This window comes from Microcystis sp. LE19-131.1A (genome assembly GCF_027532015.1).
Taxonomy (GTDB): Bacteria; Cyanobacteriota; Cyanobacteriia; order Cyanobacteriales; family Microcystaceae; genus Microcystis; species Microcystis ichthyoblabe_A.
Window position 1 is genome coordinate 1 of record NZ_JAPZSS010000301.1, and the last position, 2,204, is coordinate 2,204.

Here is a 2,204-nt window from a genome sequence, read left to right on the forward strand (position 1 = left end):
CCATCGAATAGGTAAAGGTTCTGTGCATTTGGCTAAATAGATTTGTTTGTCTTTAAATTTAAAAGCAGATTTGGTAAATTCGGCACTTCCTCCTTGATGTTTTTTCTTAAAGTTAGGATACTTAGTACGACCAGCAAAGAAATTAGTGAAAGCTGTTTGTAGGTGTCTTAACCCTTGTTGTAAAGGTACACAGCTTACTTCATTGAGAAAGTCTAATTCTTCTTGCTTTTTCCAATCAGTTAGCATTGAAGAAGTTTCAGTATATCCTACTCTTTCTTGTCTTTCGTACCATGCTTGTGTTCTGACATGGAGAGCTTTATTGTAAACTAATCTTACACAGCCCAATGTGCGCCGCAATAGCGACTCTTGTGTTGGTGTGGGGTAAAATCGAAACGAATAGGCTTTCTCCATATCTCACATTCTAGCATATATCGTGTAAATGCGCTAGTATTTAACAGTAAAGCCAACCTAGAACGGCGGGGTTTCAGACGCAAATTTTCGATGATCGAGAATGGCTTTAGCTTGAATTAAAGCCGATCGCACTTGTTCAAAACCTGTGCCACCATAGCTATTACGGGCCGCTACCACCTGACGAGGAGCGATCGCGTCGTAGATATCGGCCTCAAAAGCCGGATGTAATTCTTGCCATTCCGTCAGGGTTAAATCTTTCAATAACTTACCCGCTGCCAAACTGCTTTTAACGACTTTCCCGACTAAATTATAAGCTTCTCGGAAGGGAATTCCCTTACTGGCTAAATAATCCGCCACATCCGTCGCATTAGAAAAATCTTCCGCCACCGCGTTAGCTAATCGGTCAGTTTTAAATTGAATCCCGGTGGCTAAAAGTACCGTCATCGCTTGCAAACAAATCCGCACGGTTTTAACGCCATCAAATAACGCCTCCTTGTCCTCCTGCAAGTCTTTGTTATATGCTAGGGGTAAACCCTTCATTAAGGTCAATAACGCCTGTAAATGCCCAAAAACCCGCCCTGTTTTGCCGCGCACTAATTCGGGAACATCGGGGTTTTTTTTCTGGGGCATAATGCTAGATCCCGTGGCACAACTATCGGTGAGAGTGATAAAACTAAATTCTTGGGAAGACCAGAGAATCATTTCTTCGCTCAAACGGCTCAGGTGGACCATAATCAGACTAGCGGCCGTCATAAATTCAATGGCAAAATCTCGATCGCTGACTCCATCGAGACTATTGTTATACACCTGCTCAAAATCGAGTAAATTGGCACTGTAATGACGATCAATCGGAAAAGTCGTCCCTGCTAAAGCGCCACATCCTAGAGGCGAAATATTAGTCCTGGCGCGAATTTGCCCTAATCTTTGGTGATCCCGTTCGGCCATTTGAAAATAAGCGAGGAGATGATGGGCTAAACTAATCGGTTGAGCGCGCTGTAGGTGGGTGTAACCGGGGATCAGGGTTTCCAGATGGTTTTCAGCGTGATTGACTAAAGCTTGCTGAAAATTGCGAATTTCTTGCCTAATATCATCAATTTGTTGTCTAAGATACAGACGTATATCCGTTCCTACCTGATCATTCCGCGAACGGGCCGTGTGCAGTTTTTTGCCCACATCTCCCACAATCTCGGTTAAACGACGTTCCACGGCAAAATGCACGTCCTCTTGATCGATGCCGGGGTTAAAGTTGCCGGTGCGGTATTCTTGACGAATTTGTTCCAATCCAGAGACGAGACTATCTGCTTCTTCGGAGCTGATAATACCCGTATAGGCGAGCATTTTAGCGTGAGCTATCGATCCGGTGAGATCATACTCGATTAATTCGATATCAAAGCCAATACTGGCGTTAAATTCTACGATCGTAGGATGGAGACTACCTTCAAAGCGATCGCTCCAAGTTTTCTTTGCTGTCACTGTTTTCGTTAGATGATTGTGGATAAAGTTAACCAAAATATGCTGGACAATTTTGGGGAATAATCCGGTGCTGATAGCATTACCGCTTCAGGTTAGAAAAATCTCCAACCCTACAAACATAAGAATAGCAAGAATTGCTCGCTCTGGCTGAATGCCCATAGGCGAAAAGCTAATAAGAAGTAGTGCGAAACGTTTAGGCATGAAATAGGGAGCCAAATGCCCGAAATAACCGCCTAGTAAGGTCTTCAGTCCCCCGACTGAATCTAAGAGGTCAACCCAGACCAACCTTATAACTGTTTATATGTCCCGACGTTTAGTAT

2 protein-coding genes are annotated in these 2,204 nt (G+C 43.7%); both read right to left on the reverse strand.

What is annotated here, in order from left to right; all coding sequences use genetic code 11:
• On the reverse strand, window positions 1–411 hold a 411-nt coding region (locus O9323_RS20985; protein WP_288125711.1), incomplete at its 3' end, for an RNA-guided endonuclease InsQ/TnpB family protein.
• Between the two features lie 57 nt (window positions 412–468).
• A complete protein-coding gene (gene argH / locus O9323_RS20990; RefSeq protein ID WP_193977917.1) occupies window positions 469–1,884 on the reverse strand; it encodes an argininosuccinate lyase in 1,416 nt (471 codons plus the stop codon).
• Window positions 1,885–2,204 lie beyond the last annotated feature (320 nt).